Source organism: Martelella sp., from assembly GCF_984369615.1.
In genome coordinates this window covers 1-15365 of the sequence record NZ_CFHTCS010000072.1, presented here as the reverse complement: position 1 = coordinate 15365, position 15365 = coordinate 1, and the positions used below count along the sequence as shown (strand labels likewise).

General features: G+C 64.2%; 8 protein-coding genes, 1 tRNA gene and 1 pseudogene. 4 read left to right on the top strand and 6 right to left on the bottom strand.

The features are described 5' to 3' along the window. Positions 1-711, top strand: a pseudogene (locus tag AC5DC2_RS08345) (hypothetical protein); the annotation flags it as partial. 261 nt (positions 712-972) lie between these two features. Here the strand turns inward: AC5DC2_RS08345 and AC5DC2_RS08340 are convergent. The 3 genes from AC5DC2_RS08340 to AC5DC2_RS08330 all read right to left on the bottom strand — a co-directional run bounded on the left by AC5DC2_RS08340 (position 973) and on the right by AC5DC2_RS08330 (position 4671). Continuing rightward, positions 973-2268 carry an HlyD family type I secretion periplasmic adaptor subunit gene (locus AC5DC2_RS08340; protein WP_491698161.1) on the bottom strand — a complete coding sequence of 432 codons (1296 nt, stop codon included), beginning with the start codon at positions 2266-2268 and terminating at the stop codon, positions 973-975. A gap of 1 nt (position 2269) precedes the next feature. Continuing rightward, positions 2270-3994: a type I secretion system permease/ATPase gene (locus AC5DC2_RS08335; protein WP_491698160.1), complete on the bottom strand. Its 1725-nt coding sequence runs from the start codon at positions 3992-3994 to the stop codon at positions 2270-2272. Positions 3995-4594: 600 nt separating this feature from the next. Continuing rightward, positions 4595-4671, bottom strand: a tRNA-Met gene (locus AC5DC2_RS08330). Positions 4672-5013: 342 nt separating this feature from the next. Here AC5DC2_RS08330 and AC5DC2_RS08325 point away from each other — a divergent pair. Further along, the gene (locus AC5DC2_RS08325; RefSeq protein ID WP_024708489.1) at positions 5014-5454 is read left to right on the top strand and encodes a metallopeptidase family protein; all 441 of its coding nucleotides are present in this window, start codon (positions 5014-5016) and stop codon (positions 5452-5454) included. A 128-nt stretch (positions 5455-5582) separates the two neighbouring features. Here AC5DC2_RS08325 and AC5DC2_RS08320 read toward each other — a convergent pair whose 3' ends face one another. Both AC5DC2_RS08320 and pdxY read right to left on the bottom strand, forming a co-directional pair. After that, entirely contained in the window at positions 5583-6221 is a 639-nt protein-coding gene (locus tag AC5DC2_RS08320) for a carbonic anhydrase (RefSeq protein ID WP_024708490.1), read from the bottom strand. A gap of 37 nt (positions 6222-6258) precedes the next feature. Then, positions 6259-7134, bottom strand: a complete 876-nt coding sequence (pdxY, locus tag AC5DC2_RS08315; RefSeq protein WP_491698159.1) for a pyridoxal kinase — start codon at positions 7132-7134, stop codon at positions 6259-6261. A gap of 211 nt (positions 7135-7345) precedes the next feature. Between pdxY and AC5DC2_RS08310 the strand changes: the two genes are divergently transcribed. Together AC5DC2_RS08310 and AC5DC2_RS08305 are read left to right on the top strand one after the other, a co-directional pair. After that, positions 7346-12133: an NAD-glutamate dehydrogenase gene (locus tag AC5DC2_RS08310; protein ID WP_491698158.1), complete on the top strand. Its 4788-nt coding sequence runs from the start codon at positions 7346-7348 to the stop codon at positions 12131-12133. 144 nt (positions 12134-12277) lie between these two features. Continuing rightward, positions 12278-13600 (top strand): MFS transporter, encoded by a 1323-nt coding sequence (locus tag AC5DC2_RS08305; protein ID WP_491698163.1) that lies wholly within the window; start codon positions 12278-12280, stop codon positions 13598-13600. A 20-nt stretch (positions 13601-13620) separates the two neighbouring features. On the opposite strand, the gene purH is transcribed toward AC5DC2_RS08305, so the two are convergent. After that, positions 13621-15237: a bifunctional phosphoribosylaminoimidazolecarboxamide formyltransferase/IMP cyclohydrolase gene (gene purH, locus AC5DC2_RS08300; protein WP_491698162.1), complete on the bottom strand. Its 1617-nt coding sequence runs from the start codon at positions 15235-15237 to the stop codon at positions 13621-13623. Between the last annotated feature and the right edge of the window lie 128 nt (positions 15238-15365).

Sequence of the window (15365 nt, the reverse complement as noted above, 5' to 3'; positions counted from 1 at the left end):
GGGGATGATTTGATCTTCGGTTCCAACGGAAGAGATTATATCTATGCCGGCGCCGGCAATGACACCGTCTATGGTGGCGCTTGCGACGACCTCATCTACGGCGATGAGGGCAATGACACCATCCACGGCGGAGACGGCAACGACACCATCAACTGTGGCTACGGACGAGACGAAGTTGTTTACGGCGATGCCGGCGATGATACGATTTACGCGCATGGCGGCGGCAGCGACACGATCAGCGGTGGTGACGGCAACGACACGATATACCTCAGTGAGGGTTTCTATCTGGACAAGAACACCATCGTCCATGGCGATGGCGGCGACGACGAAATCCACGGCAGCAGCCAGTATGACCGTTTGTCGGGCGATGGCGGCAACGATACGCTCTACGGAAACGGCGGCAATGACCGCCTTTACGGCGGCGAGGGAAACGACAAGCTCTACGGCGGCTCGGGCGCAGACACGTTCGTCTTCGACAAGGGGTTTGGCCACGATACGATCTTTGATTTCAGTCAGTCGGAAGACCGGATCGACCTGAGCCAGGTTGCCGAGCTCGACAGCTGGAGCGAGTTGGTGAACCATCTCGGTTACGACACCGACGTCGAGGGCCTCGGCTATTGCGCGGTGATCACGGATGGCAGCGGAAACGAGATCGATATCGCGCTTGCCGCCGGCCAGCACCTCGCCGCAAGCGATTTCATCTTCGCCTGATGGGCGGAGAAACCTGATAATGGCGGCGCGGACCGGCCTTCGGTCCGCGCCGTTTTGCATGATACGGGGATGGCGGCGGCGTTCACCCGTCAGGCATCACCGCCGATGTCCCGGCTTCGGCGGCCGGGCGGGCGCTTTCGAACCGCCTCGCGTCAGGTCCGCGCCGGAGCGCGCCGGCGGTCACATGGCGGTTTCGGCTGATCTTCCCTCGAAGTATCGACGTCTGAGGGGCGGCGGCAATCGGTCTTCGGGGAACCGCGTTCAGTCCTCGCGGAAGGCCATATCGAAATAGTCGGTCATCGGCTTCAGCAGGTAGGAGACCGGGCTGCGGGCGCCGGTCCGGATGAAGGCCGTGACCGGCATTCCCGGCTTGATGCCGAGCGTTGCGGCCGCCTCTTCGGAGGCCGGGTCGAGCGCGACCTCCACCCGGAAATAGGGCGTGCCGGTCTTTTCTTCCGTCAGGACGTCTGCGGAAACGGTCCGCACGGTGCCGAAAAGCTCCGGTGTCGACCGGCTGTTGAAATTCGGAAACTTGACCTGCGTTTCCTGTCCGGCAACGATCCGGTCGATTTCGGCGGGCGGGACCCGAAGCGCCAGAATGGCCGGCTCATCGTCCGCGGCGATGGCGGCAATCTCGGCGCCCGGCTGGATGACGCCGCCAATGGTGAACACTTTCAGGTCATACACCGTTCCGTCCATTGGCGCGCGCAGCGAAAGCCTGCCATATTCCTTCTCGACGACATTCAGTTTCTCTTCCAATTGCGCGAGCTGCGGCTGCGTCTCGGCATATTCCTGCTGTGCGGCAAGGCGTGCATCGGTCTTCACCTTGAGCAACTGCACGGCGTAGCCGGCGAGCTTCCCGTTGACTTCCGCGATCTCGGCCTTCAGATCGGCGATCTCGGCTTCGATCGTGGCCGCCTCGTGCTTCATGCTGGAAACGCTGTTCATCTGGGCCAGACCGCGATCAAGCAGCCCCTGGTAGCGGCCGATCTCCTGCTCATCGATGGCAAGGGCCTTCTCGAATGCGGCGATCTGTTCCCGGTCGGCGGCGATGACGGCTTCGGCCTGCGTCTGCTGTTCTGCAAGCTGCCGCTCCATCAGGGCGTTGGATTCCGCCTGGACATTGAACACTTTCCGTTCGTCCTCCAGCACGGATTGGTAATCCGGATTGGCCCTAGCCCCGGCGACGAGACCGGGAGAGAAGGCGAGTGCGCCCGCGCTCTGCACCTGCGCGCGCGCCCGCTCCAGCTTGGCCCTCGCCTCGAAGATCTGGCGGGAGAGGATCTTCCGCTGGCCGTTGAGCTCGCTGTCATCGAGGCGGACAAGCTGCTGGCCGGCCTTGACTGCCTCGCCGTCGCGCACGTCGATCTCGGCGACAATGCCGCCATACTGGTGCTGGATGACCTGGCGGCGCGCCTGCGCCTCGACCTGCCCCGCGGCGATAACGGCGCCGTTGATGTTCATCGTGATCCCCCAGACGGCAATGCCGCCGAGACCGAGCGCGAGCGCGACGAAACCCGTGACGAGGAATTTTTTCGGTGACAATCTGTCGGACATCTCAATGACCCCCTCCGGCAACGACGTTCGGCATGTGCGTGCCGGCGATGCGGCTCAACACCTCGTCACGCGGGCCGCAGGCGCGCACGTGCCCCTTCTCGAGCACAAGCACAGAGTCGCATTCCGCCAGCGCGGAAGGGCGGTGGGACATGAGGATGACGGCACGGCCATCGGCCTTGGCTTCGGCGATGGCGCCGTTCAGCGCGCGCAGCCCCTCGTCGTCGAGGCTGGCATTCGGCTCGTCGAGCACGAGAACCAGCGGCTCGCCGTAAAGCGCGCGCGCGAGGCCAAGTCTTTGGCGCTGCCCTCCGGAAAGCAGGCTCTCGCCCTCCGTCAGGAGGGTGTCGTAGCCCATGGGCAGATCGAGGATCATCTGGTGGGCCCCCGCCTTCTGCGCAGCGCGCACGACCGCGTCGGGATCGGCTTTCTCGTCGAAACGGGCAATGTTCTGCGCCACGGTTCCCGGAAACAGCGTCACGTTCTGCGGCAGATAGCCCAGATAACGTCCGAGCGTGTCGGACGGATATTCATTGATGTCGGCGCCGCCGAGACGGATGATGCCGGCGGCCGCCGGCCAGATCCCGGTGAGCGCGCGCGCCAGAGAGGATTTGCCCGCCGCGCAGGGCCCGATGACGGCAAGGGCCTTTCCCGGCGCGACGGAGAAGGTGACGGCGTGCAAAACCGGCTTCCGCTCGCCGGGAGGCACGACGGTCGCCGCCTCGACATCGACCTTCGCTGCGGGGCGCGGCAGGGGCATATGCTGTGTTTCGTCTTCAACGGCGCCAAACATCAGCGAGAGGTTTTTCCAGGCCTCCCAAGCGCGCTGGATCAGGCCCCACTGGCCGATCACCTGCTCGATCGGCGCGAGCGCCCGGCCGAGCAGGATGGAACAGGCAATCATTGCGCCCGCCTGAAAATGGCCCGCGAGAACGAGGACTGCGCCGAGACCCAGGGCCGCGGACTGCAGCAGCTGCCGAACCGCCTTGGAGGCCGACGTCAGCCGGCCGGAAATGTCCGAGGTCGCAAGATTGGCTTCGAGCGAGGCCGCGCGAAGGCGCTTCCAGCGCGCCAGAAAGGGATCGACCATGCCGAGGCCGAGAATGGTTTCAAGCTGCTTGCGCGTACGCTCCGTTTCCGCATCCGCTTCAAGCCTGATCGCATGTGCGTCTGCGTTTTTTCGCCTGGTCAGCCACTGGTTGGCGACCGCCAGCGCGGTGACGACGAGCGCTCCGGCAAGACCCAGAAGCCCGAGCCAGACGCTGAAGGCGAACATGATGGTCAGAAAGAACGGGACCCAGGGCAGATCGAAGATTGCTCCCGGCAGGGGCGAGGCGAGAAATCCCTGTATCGTCCCAAGGCTGTTGAGCGCCACGGCGGGCTTTTGCCGTTCCGACGGCAGCCGCGACTGCTTGAGGACGATCCGGAACACCCGTTCATCGAGCCGGTCCTGAAAACGGGCGCCGATCCGGGCGAGCACCCGGCTGCGGGCATTGTCGAGAATGCCCATCATGAGATAGAGCAGGACAACGAGCGCGAAGAGCGCCAGAAGCGTTGCCCCGGAATGGCTGGGAATGACGCGGTCATAGACCTGCAGCATGAAAAGCGTGCCGGTCAGGGCAAGAATGTTCACCACGGCGCTGAAGACGGCAACGCCGCCAAGGGCCCTGGAGGAAATACCGATTGCGGCCAGAAGTTCTCTGTTTTTGTTGATTTTTTTCTTCAACATCGACACATCCTCTCGTTATGGGAGAGCCGACTGCGCCAGCGATGCCGTCTTTAAAACAGTCCCGCGCTCCGTCTTGATGGCGTTCCCGTCCTTCGTTCCGCCGACGATGAAGGAAGGGTTTAGTGGCCGGGCGGGATTTTTACCATGACGATAGGCAAGGCGCATGCAAACAGCCCATGCGTGCTTTCTCTGCCATGGTCATGGCAATTCTGAGGCGGCCTTGCCGCGGCGGTTTCAAGAGCCTGTCGATTTCGGCGGGGACGGCGCGGGCAACGGGCTTGGCTGGAGCGCCGGGCATCCATCCGCACCCGCACGGGAGGCGCCCACATATTGAGCTTCGGTATCGTGCGTGCCGATAAGCTTTTCCTGCTTTCGGGCCGATGCGCCGGTGAGGAGGGCGATGTTCAAAGAGCACGCCAGTCCTGCGTCTCGCAGGTGGCAAAGGCACCCGGCACGCTGGCCTTGCGCGGTCTATCTCGAATATCGTGTCCTGAAGCGGAGGACCGTGCAAACCGTCGACAACCCGTTCGAAACGAGGTTGTCACCCATGTCTTGGGGACAATCCGTTACCTATGTCTTTGAACTGCATAAAAAGGGTTCTGGTAGCGGGAGAGGGACTTGAACCCCCGACACGCGGATTATGATTCCGCTGCTCTAACCACCTGAGCTACCCCGCCAAACCGGACCTTCATATCTGCTCTGCCGCTTGGGGCAGCGTGAAGGACGATGTTCCCGGGCAGCGCTTGACCGCGCGGGACGGGGCGTTCTTAGGGCCTTCGCCAATGCGTGTCAAGCAGGTTTGGCGCAATTTTCGGGGCGTGCGAAAGGGGGCGGACGGAGCCCGGATTCAAGGGCCGGCCGGGCGGCGCGATCGCCTGAAGCCTGCCGACGCTGCCGCCGCCCGGCAAGGCCTGCGGCGCCCGGACCCTTCGCCTCCTTCAGCGCGTCGGCGGGGCCCGGTATTCTTTTCTCGAAATGCGCTTAAAAAAGGCCTATATGGGCCGGACGAAGGAGCAGAAATGGCGCGTATGAACAAAAGCGAAGACTGGCAGGGGCGGCATGCTCCGAGCCTTGAGGCAATCGAAGCCCTGGCAATCGAGGCCTATGCCAAATTGCCCGAGCCTTTCCGCGCGCTGACCGGTGATCTCGTCGTCGAGATCGCGGATTTTCCAAGCGATGACGTGTTCGAGGACATGGCGCTGGAAACGCCTTTCGATCTGCTGGGACTTTTCGAAGGGCGCGGCATTTCCGAGCGGTTCACCATGGAAACCGGCGAGATGGTCAACCGCATCACGCTCTATCGTCGCCCGATTCTCGATTACTGGGCGGAAAACGAGGAAACCCTCGGCGACATCGTCACCCATGTCCTGATCCACGAGATCGGGCATCATTTCGGCCTGTCGGACGACGATATGGAGCGGATCGAGGAAAGCGCCGACGCGGACGACGTCCGGCGTTGAGCGGCGCCGTCGTTCTTCTCTGACGATGCATCGCGCCCGACCCGGTCAGGCGCCCTGATCCACCCTTAAAGACGCTTTCAAGCAAAACGGCTCGATGAATGACGGCTGGACAGGCTTTGCCGGGTTGCTCAGTCAGGCCGGGCGAAATCGCCGGATTTGTTGTCCATCACCCACAATTCGCCGGAGGAAATGTCGAACCATGCGCCGCAGAGCTTCAGTTTGCCCTGTTTCTCCGCCGCTGCGACATTGGGGAAGGAGCGCAGATTGGAGAGCGAGTTGCGGATCGAGATGCGTTCCAGCGCCGTCTGCCGCTCGCCGGCTGTCATGGCCGAGTTTGCATTGATCTGTTCGGCCGCAGGTTTGAGCAGCGTCGTCCACTTGCCGATGAAATCGCCGGGCGTCAGTGGCTCGGCTTCCGGTGAAAGGGCGGCGTGGATGCCGCCGCAGCGACCGTGGCCGAGCACGACGATATTCTTCACCTTCAGCCCCTCGACAGCGAATTCCAGCGCCGCCGAGGTGCCGTGATACTGGCCGTCCGGTTCATAGGGCGGCACCATGTTAGCGACGTTGCGGACCACGAAAAGTTCGCCCGGGCGGGCGTTGAAGATCATTTCCGGCGCGGCGCGGCTATCGCAGCAGGCGATCACCAGCGTCTGCGGCTTCTGACCTTCCTCTGCCAGTGTCCTGTAGCGCGCGCTCTCTTCGACATAGCGTCCGGACATGAAGCTCCTGTAGCCGTCGAGAAGGGATTTGGGAAACGCGTCCATCTGTCTTGATCCTCATTCTTTCGCGCATCGCCGCGCATCATTTTCTTCTACGGTGCCTGGCCGGATGCATCAATTGACGAAGGCCAACTTTTGCAAAAGGGGCCGTAAAACCGGACGTGTTGCGTTCAAGCTGCAGCTCGTCGGCGCCCTCGCGAATGGCGCGCGCCAGAACCTCGTAGACCGACGCCGTTGATTTCTCCAGTGCCTCTGCGGGAGAAAGTGCGGCAAGCCGTGCCGCAAGATAGAGCGCGGAGAACAGGTCGCCCAGTCCGTTGGGCGGGTTTTCCAGCCGTCCGTGCTCGGCCAGCACCGCCTGGCGGCCGTCCACGTAAAGCGCGGCCACGCCGTCCCGGATAAAGGCATGGGCGGAGGTCACGACCACCTCGCGGGGGCCGAGCGCAAGCGCGGCATCCACCGCCGCGCTGTTGTTGTCGATCGGCCGGCCAGTCAGCCAAGAGAGTTCGAACCGGTTCGGCGTGGCGATATCGGCGAGCGGCAGAAGACGGTCGCGGATGGCGGCGGCGGTTTCCTCCGGCACGTAGAGACCCTTCTCGTCGCCGCTCACCGGGTCGCAGAGATAGGTGATCCCGGGATTGTCCGCCTTGAGCCCCTCAACCAGCGCGGCGATCGCCTCGGCCTGTCGGGGGCCGGCGATATAGCCGCTGATGACGGCGGAAATCTCGCCGCGCCAGCGGCTCGAGCCGAGCTCCGCAAGCGCCCGGGCGAAGCCGGCATCATCGAATGTCAGCCGGGTGGACGCCCCGTGGCCGGGATGATAGGGCAGGACGATGGTGGGGACGGACCAGGTAGCAAGCCCAAGCGTTTCGAGAGCGAAGACGATCGCCCGGTTGCCGACGGCGCCGCGCATGACATGGCTGGATATGGCGATGACCGCGCCGGTTTTTGCTGTCATTTCAAATCCTCTGTCGGGCTTGCAACCAGTGCGATCAAAAAAGCGGAAATGTTTTGCCATTTGCCTCATTTACGCTCTAAATCGCCTATTGGAGGGCGCTGTCAAGCCAGTGTCATGACGGCGACGTTAAAGGTCGAAGAGGGCCGGGACAACAAGGCGGCTTCAAATGCCGTTCCCGGCGACTGACAAACAAGAACACGCTGGAGGAAACATGGAAAACAAATCCGATCAGATGCGCAAGGGCATGATGGCCGCCGCCGAAAAGGCAGCGCTTGCGGCCGATCAGCCCTTCATCAATCCTTTTTCCATGTTCAAGCGGGCAAGCCCCGAGGACCTCGCGCGCTATGATGCGGCGATGCTGGCACAGGCGGCCGTGCACGCCGCGCGCGAGGTCGGCGCCTTCGATGGCGCAGAGGCCCGCGTCACCGTCGGTCCGGTCTCCGGCATCGCGCCTTCGGGCATCGCAACCGATGTGATCACCGTGACAGTCCGGAACATGCCCTTCATCTACGATTCGGTGATGGCCGAGATCGGCGAGTTCACCAACGATATCCTGCTTGCCGTCCATCCGATCCTGATTGCAGGGTCCGGCCGTTCCGTCACCGCGTTCTCGCCGGAAATCCAGCATGCGCCAGAAGATCGCATCAGCCATGTACAGGTGCATGTGGCCGCGCTTTCGCCGGAGACGCGCGCACGGCTGAAGGAGAGGCTCGACTATGTGATGGCGCATGTGCGGCTTGCCGTCAACGACTGGCCGCTGATGCTTGAGAAACTGAAGACGGCCATGGATGAGATGGACGCGCGCGCCCCGGAGGGCCTGAAAGCGGGCGCCGAGGAGGCAAAACACTTCCTGGAATGGCTGCGCGACGGCAACTTCACCTTTCTCGGCATGCGCGAACTGGCCTATATCGACGAGGGCGGCTCCGGACGGGTCGAGCATGTGGCCGGTTCCAGCATCGGCATTCTCTCCGATCCCGAGATGCGGGTCCTGCGGCGCGGGACGAACCCGGTCGTCTCCACCCCGGAGATCCTCGCCTTCCTGGAAGGCCCGGAGCTTCTTCTGGTCACCAAGGCGAATACGACCTCGATCGTCCACCGGCGCACCTATATGGACTATATCGGCGTCAAGCGCTTCGGCGAGGATGGAAGGGTCGTGGGCGAACTGCGCATTGTCGGCCTCTTCACCTTCACCGCCTATACCCAGTCTGCCGCGCGCATTCCGCTGCTGCGCGCCAAGCTTGCCGAGGTCTCGCGCCATTTCGGCTTCGAGCCCAAGAGCCATGCCGGGCGCATGCTGCAGAATATCCTTGAATCCTATCCGCGCGACGAACTGTTCCAGGTGCCGGTCCCCCAGCTGACCGAGTTTGCCGAACAGATCATGGATGTGGCCGAGCGACCGCGCATCCGCGTGTTGAGCCGCATCGACGGCTTCGACCGCTTTGTCTCGGTCCTCGTCTATATTCCGCGCAATCTCTATGACGCGCGGCTGAGGGAGAAGGTCGGGGAATATCTCGCCGAGGTCTATCAGGGTCATGTCTCCGCCTATTACCCTTCGTTTCCGGAAGGCCGCTCGGCCCGCGTCCAGTTCATCATCGGCCGCCACAGCGAGGAGAAGACGCCCGAGGTGCCGCAGGTCGAACTGGAAGAGGCCGTCCGCAGGCTCGCCGCCGACTGGTCGGAGCATTTCCGTTCGCTCGCCGGCCCCGGAGCGCCCGATTTCGATGCAAACGAGGCCTACCACGAGGCATTTTCCCCCGAGGAAGCCGTTGCCGACCTGCCGTTGATTGAAACGGCGGCCGAAAGCGGCATTCGCATCGCCTTCTACCGTCCCGTCAATGATGACGGCGAGGAGGAGCTGCGGCTCAAGATCTTCCATGCCGGCGGTCATCTGGCCCTGTCGCGGCGCGTGCCGCTTCTGGAAAACCTCGGCTTCACCGTGATTTCCGAACGCACCTTTGACCTGACGCTGGAACCAGGCGGCGCCGGCCCCGTCGAGGTCATCCTCCATGACATGGAGCTGCTGGTCGACGGTTCGACGGTCTTCGACCTGGAGGCTGACGGCGACCGCCTCGAGGAGGCCTTTGCCGCCGCCTTTACCGGCAGCGTCGACAATGACAGTTTCAACCGGCTGGTGCTGCTTGCCGGTCTCGATGCCCGCCAGGTCAACGTTCTGCGCGCCTATGCGCATTATCTGCGCCAGGCCGGCGTCAATTTCACTGCCGACTATGTCGCCCAGTCGCTCTGCCTCTATCCGGTGATCGCGCGCGCGTTGTTCCTGATGTTCCGCACCGCTTTCGATCCCGCGCTTTCCGACGCGGACCGCGCCGAGGGGCTGAAGAGCGCGCGCGGCACCATCACCGAGGGGCTGGAAGGCGTGCCGAACCTCGATGACGACCGGATCCTACGGCTCTTCGTCAAGCTCGTCGACGCGACACTGCGCACCAATTATTTCCAGACCGACGAGAGCGGCGCGCCGCGGCCGAACCTCGCCTTCAAGTTCGCCTCGCGCTCGCTGGCCATCCTGCCCGAGCCGCGGCCCTTCCGCGAGATATTCCTTTACGGCCCGGAGGTCGAAGGCGTTCACCTGCGGTTCGGCAAGGTGGCGCGCGGGGGGCTGCGCTGGTCGGATCGCGGACAGGACTACCGCACGGAAGTGCTCGGCCTCGTCAAGGCGCAGCAGGTCAAGAACGCCGTCATCGTGCCCGTCGGCGCCAAGGGCGGCTTCTATCCGAAGGCCCTGCCTTCCGGCGGCAGCCGCGAGGAGGTCTTCAACGCCGGGCGCGAGGCCTACAAGAGCTATATCCGCACGCTTCTGTCGATCACCGACAATATCGAGGACGGCAAGGTCATCCCGCCTGCCGATACGGTGCGCTGCGACGACGACGATCCCTATTTTGTCGTTGCCGCCGACAAGGGCACGGCGACCTTCTCCGATACCGCGAACGCCCTGGCGCAGGAGGCCGATTTCTGGCTGGACGATGCCTTTGCTTCCGGCGGGTCGGCGGGCTATGACCACAAGAAGATGGGCATTACCGCGCGCGGCGCCTGGGAGGCGGTGAAGCGGCATTTCCGCGAAATGAACATCGATATCCAGACGACGCCGTTCACCGTCGTCGGCGTCGGCGACATGTCGGGCGACGTCTTCGGCAACGGCATGCTGCTGTCGGAACAGATCCGGCTGGTGGCGGCCTTCGACCACCGCGACATCTTTATCGATCCCGACCCCGACACGGCGAAGAGCTTTGCCGAGCGCAAGCGGCTGTTCGACCTGCCGCGCTCCAGCTGGCAGGACTACGACCGGAGCCTGATGTCGCAAGGCGGGATGATCATCTCTCGGCGTGAAAAGGCGGTGAAGCTGAGCCCTGAGGCCGCCGCGGCGATTGGTCTTGCCCAAGGGGAATATACGCCCTTCGACATCATGTCCGCGATCCTGAAGGCGAAGGCCGACCTGCTCTGGTTCGGCGGCATCGGCACCTATGTCAAGGCGCGCGGCGAGACCAATGCCGAGGTCGGCGATCGCGCCAATGACCCGATCCGCATAAACGCCGAGGACCTGTGCGTTCAGGTGATCGGCGAGGGCGCCAATCTCGGCGTCACCCAGAAGGGGCGCATCGCCTTCGGGCTCAAGGGCGGCCGCTGCAACTCCGACGCGATCGACAATTCCGCCGGCGTCAACTGCTCCGACGTCGAGGTCAATATCAAGATCGCGCTCGCCTCTGCCATGCGCGCGGGCCGCCTGACGCGCGCGGATCGCGACGTGCTGCTCGCCGAGATGACCGAGGCCGTCGCCGGCATCGTGCTGGAAAACAACTACTTGCAGACGCTTGCCATCTCGCTCAGCAATGAGGCGGGTCTTGCCAGCATGCTGTCCCTGTCGCGGATGATGGAGGTTCTGGAAAAGGACGGACATCTCGACCGCACGGTTGAAACGCTCCCGGATGACGAGGCGCTGCGTTCGCGCCGCCAGTCCGACCGCGGACTGACCCGCGCGGAAATCGGCGTGCTGCTCTCCTACGGCAAGATCGTTCTGTTCGACCAGTTGCTGGAAAGCGAGCTGCCGGACGATCCCTATATGGAGCCGCTGCTCTACGGCTATTTTCCCGAGCGCATGCGCGAGACCTTTGCCGAGGATATCGGCGGGCATCGCCTCAGGCGCGAGATCATCGCCACGCGGCTTGCCAATGACGTGATCAATCGCGGCGGGCCGGAATTCGTCATCAATGCCTGCGACATGACGGCGGCGACGCCGGCAGAGGTGGTCAAGGCGGCGATCATTGCCCGCGACGGCTTCGGCATGGAGAACCTCTGGCACGCCGTGCACGCGCTTGACGGGTCGATCGACGGGCGGACGCAGAATGCAATCTACACGCAGCTTCGCTACCTCTTCAGCATTCTGACCCACCTGCTGATCCGCAACGGGCTTGCCGAGGGCGAAATCGCAAATGCAGTCGCGCGGCTCAAAGGCGCCTTCGGCACGTTCGAGGCGGGGATTGCCGATCTTCTGCCCGATGCGAGAGCCGAGTGGCTTGCCGGGCAGGAAGAGGGGTGGCGCAAGGCCGGCGTGCCGGACGATCTCGCCGCAAGCCTCGCCCGTCACCTCGCCATGATGTTCGTGCCGGAGGCCCTGCAGATCGCAAGACGCAGCGGCCACAGCCTGGAACGGGCGGCCGACGCCTATTTCAGCGTCACCAAGCTCTTCCATGTGTCGCCGCTCCTGAGCGTCGCCGCGCGGATGAAGCCGAGCGATTTCTACGATTCGCTCGCGCTCGCCCGCTCCATGGACCAGATTTCGGCCAGCCGGCGCGATCTCGCCGCCAACGCGCTTCTCGGCCATGGGGAGGCGGAGAACGCCGTCGTCGCCTGGCGCGAGGCGCATGCCGCGCGGGTTCAGCAGATTGCCGAGCAGCTCGAACGGCTTGCCCGCTCGGGCGACCCGTCGATTGCCAAGACCACGGTCGCCGCCGGCCTCCTGAACGACCTGGCCCGCGATCTGGGTTGATGCCGGTCAGGGTTTGACAAAGCGGCCAGAAGCGGCAATCTCGATCCTGTTCACACGGGATGGATCGCATTGTCGCTTCTTGAGGAAAATGTCACGGCATCGGCCGGACGCGCTTCGGCGCCGCGTTCCGGCGTTGTCGGCTGGATGTTGTTCGACTGGGCGGCGCAGCCTTTCTTCACGGTCATCATCACCTTCATCTTCGGTCCCTATTTCGTATCCGAGCTCGGAAGCAATCCCGTTGCCGGGCAGACGGCATGGGCGCATGCGGCGACGATTGCCGGGCTCGTTGTCGCCGTCGGCGCGCCATTTGCCGGCGCGCTTTCGGATTCGGCCGGGCGCAACAAGCGTTTCATCGGAACGATGGCCGTCGTCCAGGCCGGAAGCCTCGCCCTTTTGTGGTTTGCCGCGCCCGGAACCGGCTATGTCTGGCCGGCGACGCTGATTATCGCGGCGACCGTGATGGCCGAGCTCTCGGTGGTCTTCAACGATGCCATGCTGCCGCATCTGGTCCGGCCCGCGCGCATGAACCGCGTCTCCAACGAGGCCTGGGGGCTTGGCTATCTCGGCGGCATGATCTTCCTCATCGCCGTCGTGCTGTTTCTCTCCGCCGACCCCGAGACCGGGTTGACCATGCTCGGCCTGACGCCGCTTTTCGGGCTTGATCCGGAGACCGGGGCGGCGGCACGGTTGACAGGTCCGCTGGCAGCCTGTTGGTACTTCGCGTTCCTCGTGCCGTTCTTCATCTTCACGCCCGATCGCCCGCCGCTGAAGCCTGCCGGGCGCGCCATCGCCGACGGGTTCAAAGACCTGAGGGCCACCCTCGCGGCGCTCAAGGGTCGGCCGGCGCTGATCCGCTTTCTCGTCGCTCGCATGCTCTATATGGACGGCGTCAACGGCATCCTCATCCTCGGCGGCGCGTTTGCGGCGGGCATGTTCGGCTGGAAGACCATGGAGATCGGTATTTTCGGCATCATCCTGAATGTCGCGGCGATCTTCGGCTGTTTTCTCGCCGCGCGTTTCGGGCGCGGCGCCTCAGCGGGCGGGGTTGTGCTCGTGGCGCTCCTGATGCTGGTCACGGCGACGCTCGGCATCGTATCGACCACGAAGGAGGCGACCCTTTTCGGATTGCTGCGTCTCGGGCCCGTTTCCGGGGACGGCCTTTTCGCCGCCGGAGCGGAAAAGGCGTTTCTTGGCTACGGCGTTTTGATCGGCCTTGCCTTCGGGCCGGTGCAGGCGGGCTCGCGGGCCTTTCTGGCAACGCGCATCGCGCCGGAAGAGGCGGGACGTTTCTTCGGCCTGTTCTCGCTGACCGGCCGGATGACGAGCTTCTTGGCCACCGGCGCCTTTGCCATTCTGACGGGCTGGACCGGCTCGCCGAATATCGGCATGGCGAGCCTGCTCGTCTTTCTCGTCGCAGGGCTCGTTCTGTTCGTGCCGGCGATGGGGCGCGGCGAAAGGCGGCAGTAAAGCCTGCCGCCCGTCAGTTGTCAGTGGCGGAAGGTGCGGGTGCCTGTGAAGACCATGGCCACGCCATTGGCATTGGCCGCGTCGATCACCTCCTGGTCGCGGATCGAGCCGCCGGGCTGGATCACGGCCGTGGCGCCGGCGGCAACAGCGGACAGGAGACCGTCGGCAAAGGGGAAGAAGGCTTCCGAGGCAACGGCGGAGCCGCGCGTCATCGGCTCCGGCCAGCCGGCCGCCTTCGCCGCGTCCTCGGCCTTCAGCGCGGCGATGCGGGCTGAGTCGATGCGGCTCATCTGGCCGGCGCCGATGCCCGCCGTCTGGCCGTCCTTGACGTAGACGATGGCGTTCGACTTCACATGCTTGGCAATGGCGAAGGCCATTTTCAGGTCTTCAAGCTCCCGCTCGTTCGGCGCGCGTTCCGTGACCACTTTCAGTTCGATCTCGTCGATCATGGCGGTGTCGCGCCCCTGCACAAGGAAGCCGCCTGCAACCGTCTTGAAATTGAGGCCCCTTGCGCGCGGATCGGGCAGGCCACCGGTGGTGAGCAGGCGCAGGTTTTTCTTCGCAGCAATGATCGCCCTGGCTTCCTCGTCAGCCTCAGGCGCGATGATGACCTCGGTGAAGAGCTTGACGATTTCGCTCGCCGTCGGTCCGTCCAGCGTCTGGTTCAGCGCGACGATGCCGCCGAAGGCCGACTGGTTGTCGCAGGCGAGCGCGCGACGATAGGCTTCCAGAAGCGTTTCAGCGCGGGCGACGCCGCAGGGATTGGCGTGCTTGATGATGGCGCAGGCCGGCGAAATCTCCGGCGAGAATTCCGCGACCAGCTCGAAGGCGGCGTCGGTATCGTTGATATTGTTGTAGGACAGCTGCTTGCCCTGGTGCTGCACGGCATTGGCGACGCCCGGCCGCTTGTCGCCGGTGACATAGAAGGCGGCGGCCTGGTGCGGGTTCTCGCCATAGCGCATTTCCTGGCGCAGCGTGCCGCCGAGCGTCAGGTGACGCGGGTTCTCGATGGCCAGCGTCTCGGCAAACCAGGCGGAGATCGCCGCGTCATAGGCGGCCGTGCGGGCATAGGCGCGCGCTGCCAGCTGCTGGCGCAGCGCATAGGGCAGGGTGCCGTTGCCGGCCTCGAGCGCCGCTGTGATCGCGCCATAGTCGTCCGGATCGGTGGCAACGGCGACATAGGCGTGGTTCTTGGCTGCGGCGCGGATCATCGCCGGGCCGCCGATATCGATGTTCTCGACCGTGGTCGGATAGTCGCCGCCGGCAGCGCGCACCTCCTCGAAGGGGTAGAGGTTGATGACGGCGAGATCGATGCCGTCAATGCCGTGCGCGCGCATGGCCGCCTGGTGTTCCTCGTCGTCGCGAATGGCGAGCAGCCCGCCGTGAACCTTGGGATGCAGCGTCTTCACCCGTCCGTCCATGATCTCGGGGAACCCGGTGATGGCCGAGACGTCGGTGACCTGAAGCCCGGCCTCGGCCAGCGCCTTGTGGGTGCCGCCGGTGGAGAGCAGGCGCACGCCGCGGGCGACAAGAGCGCCGGCGAATTCGACAATGCCGCGCTTGTCGGAGACGGAGAGCAGCGCGGTTCTGATTTCGACGAGATCGGGAGCGGGAATTTTCTTCGAGGCGACGGCCATGACAAGGTCCTTCAGAAGGCGCCTCCAGCGGGCGGGAAACCGCGGCTGCAAGCGCAGGGCAACAACTGATCTGCAAGGTTGGTTGCGGATGGCCCGCTCTAGCACGCCTTCGGAAAATGTGAAACCGT